Below are 2,679 nucleotides of genomic sequence, written 5' to 3' on the forward strand. Positions count from 1 at the left end.
GGATGCATTTATCACCCTCGTTGTTACCAATTCGTATTCTTCCGCTGAGCTGGTTTCGCTATTTGCCGCATGGTTTTCTGTCATGCTCGTTCCTCCTTTACATAGTTTGAATAGGTTAGTCGATCTCCAACTGCACACCCAGCTTATCCATCATCTCCTTGGTTCCGTGCTCGCGCTGAGCCGGTGTATCGTGGCCATCGAGAAAGACGCCTTGCTCGGTGAAAATCAGCTTTGTGCCTTCTCCCTCTGGCTTGAACTCGACGGTCGTTGCGGAAACGGAAATTCGCGTCTCGCCCATATCTAACGTATAGGTATAAACGATGCGCTCGTCTGGCACAATGTCGTGGTACCGGGCATTGAAGGTAAACACCGCTCCGCCGGGAGGCCCACCTTGAGTGCGTTCTCCACCGCCGACACGGAAGTCAAACTCATCTGCTTTCGAAAACCATTGCTCTTTCATGTGAGGATTCGCCCAATAGGCAAAAACCTTTGCTGGCGAAGCTTTGTACACTCGCTCAACGACGAAAGTGTGATGAATGGAAGATCGTTCGTTCATGATTTTCAGCTCCCTTGATTCGATTCGTCGGTATCCTTGTCGAGGAGGTCGCCCAGCTGATCCAGGCGATGCTCCCAATTCATCCAACGTTCGAGGATCACTTTTTCTTGGCTCTTTTTCATCATTTCTAATAATTTTGTAAAATCTTCAACCGTCACTGGTTGTTTCAAAAGCATGAGTTCGGACACGGATTCCAATCCGGCCAAAAGCTTTTGTTGCATCTGGATCGTTTCTTTTAGACGGGCGATTTGCAGCGACACAATTTGCAGCGGACTAAAGTGGCCGCCGGTTAATACGGACTTAATCTCCTCAAGCGATAAGCCTAGCTCTTTTAAGGACAAAATTTGCTGCAGTCTCGATAGGTCGGCCTGGTTATACAGCCTGTGCCCCGAATCGGAATGCGCCGAAGGAGAAAACAGGCCAATCTGATCGTAAAATCTCAATGTTCGTAACGTGAGTCCCGTGAGCTTAGCAAGATCTCCGACTTTCCAAAGCTGCTTCATAATCACCTCTTTTTGTGCTGCGCATCAATTTGCCGGCAACTATACTATAAAACATGACGTTACGTCAGGTGCAAGTGTTATCTCTTGAAACGGAAAAAATATAACGAAAAGGCCCTAACATAACGTTATGCTAGGGCCCTTCGTATTTCTAAATCACTCCAATTACATTTAAAAATACGATTATAATTGCAATTGGTGCTATATAGCGAAGTAAGAATAACCATAATACGAATAATTTATAGCCTTTATTTTTACTTACTTCCAATTCTCTCATTAACACATCTTTTTTCATTTTTAACGGTACGAAGATTGCAACTAATAATACACCGAGTGGCATAAGAACATTACTTACTGTAAAGTCTGCTAAATCAAAGACGGTTTTGCCAAACAATTCCACATCGCTTAATACGCCATAGGATAGCGTCGATGGAATCCCTACGACAAAGATTAGTAATCCGACAATCAGTGCCATTTTTTCGCGTTTTCCGTTCCCTTTTTTCGTTAAAGAGGCAACGCTAATTTCCAACATCGAAATTGCGGATGTTATCGTTGCAAAGAAAAATAGTAACAAGAAAATAATGAAGAATAGCTTTCCGAATGCCATTTTACTGAAAATCGCTGGCAATACAATAAATAATAGACCTGGCCCTTGAGATGGTTCCATTCCAAATGCGAATACAACCGGGAAAATAGCAAGTCCAGCAAGCAATGTAATCACAAGCGTTAAACCGACGATAGAAAATGCGGAACGCGGTAAACTTTCTTCTTTCGGTAAGTATGAGCTATACGTTACCATGACTCCTACACCGACAGATAATGAGAAGAACGATTGCCCCATCGCATATAACACAATTTCAGACGTTACATGTGAGAAATCTGGTTGTAAGAAGAAACGAACTCCTTCTCCAGCACCATCTAATGTAAGTGCTCGAACAATTAAGACAAAGAATAAAACAAATAGTGCGGGCATGAAATATTTATTTACTTTTTCAACACCGTTTTGTACACCTTTACTTACAATAAAAATAGTAATCAAAATAAATAATAGCTGTGCTCCAACCGCCAAATATGGATTGGAAATGATTTCACCAAAAGTTGCTTCGTATGCGCCATTTCCTTCCCATAGTCTGCCTGTAATTGCGTTCCATAAATATAATAGAATCCATCCTCCTACAACACTGTAGAATGAAAGCAATATGAAGCATGTTACAATCCCTAATTTACCGACCCACGGCCATAGCGTCTTTGGAGCAATATCTCTGTATGCCTCAACAGCCTCTTTTTGTGCACTTCTTCCAATTACAAATTCCGCCAATAATAACGGTAAACCAATTAATAAAGTAAAACCGATGAAAATAAGAAAGAAGGCACCGCCGCCTCCAATACCGGCCATATATGGGAACTTCCAAATCGCGCCAAGGCCAATTGCTGAACCTGCTGCAGCTAAAATGAAACCTAATTTCGATGTCCATTGCTGTGAATCCATCGCTTTATCTCCTCTCTGCTTCTTCTATTTCTTTGTCTATTACGATTCGGTCTTTATTCATATTGTTCTATCGTGGATCCTTTCTCATACAACCACTTCCTTTCAAATAAAAAACGTCCCTACGTAAATACGTA

General features: G+C 42.1%; 3 protein-coding genes. All 3 read right to left on the minus strand.

All coding sequences use genetic code 11. The features are described 5' to 3' along the window. Window positions 1-115: 115 nt before the first annotated feature. The 3 genes from BBG47_RS27595 to BBG47_RS27605 all read right to left on the minus strand — a co-directional run bounded on the left by BBG47_RS27595 (window position 116) and on the right by BBG47_RS27605 (window position 2,545). Complete coding sequence (locus tag BBG47_RS27595) at window positions 116-556, minus strand: SRPBCC family protein (protein ID WP_021255877.1); 441 nt, start codon at window positions 554-556, stop codon at window positions 116-118. A gap of 5 nt (window positions 557-561) precedes the next feature. Continuing rightward, a complete protein-coding gene (locus BBG47_RS27600) occupies window positions 562-1,059 on the minus strand; it encodes a MerR family transcriptional regulator (RefSeq protein WP_065294414.1) in 498 nt (165 codons plus the stop codon). A gap of 148 nt (window positions 1,060-1,207) precedes the next feature. Then, the gene (locus tag BBG47_RS27605; protein WP_065294415.1) at window positions 1,208-2,545 is read right to left on the minus strand and encodes a sodium-dependent transporter; all 1,338 of its coding nucleotides are present in this window, start codon (window positions 2,543-2,545) and stop codon (window positions 1,208-1,210) included. Between the last annotated feature and the right edge of the window lie 134 nt (window positions 2,546-2,679).

Source organism: Paenibacillus sp. KS1 (genome assembly GCF_001680695.1).
GTDB classification, from domain to species: Bacteria; Bacillota; Bacilli; order Paenibacillales; family Paenibacillaceae; genus Paenibacillus_B; species Paenibacillus_B suaedae.

What these genes read in the sequence shown, in the direction of transcription:
- BBG47_RS27595 (WP_021255877.1), bottom strand. Translation starts at nt 556, where the DNA reads ATGAACGAACGATCTTCCATTCATCACACTTTCGTCGTTGAGCGAGTG.
- BBG47_RS27600 (WP_065294414.1), bottom strand. Translation starts at nt 1,059, where the DNA reads ATGAAGCAGCTTTGGAAAGTCGGAGATCTTGCTAAGCTCACGGGACTC.
- BBG47_RS27605 (WP_065294415.1), bottom strand. Translation starts at nt 2,545, where the DNA reads ATGGATTCACAGCAATGGACATCGAAATTAGGTTTCATTTTAGCTGCA.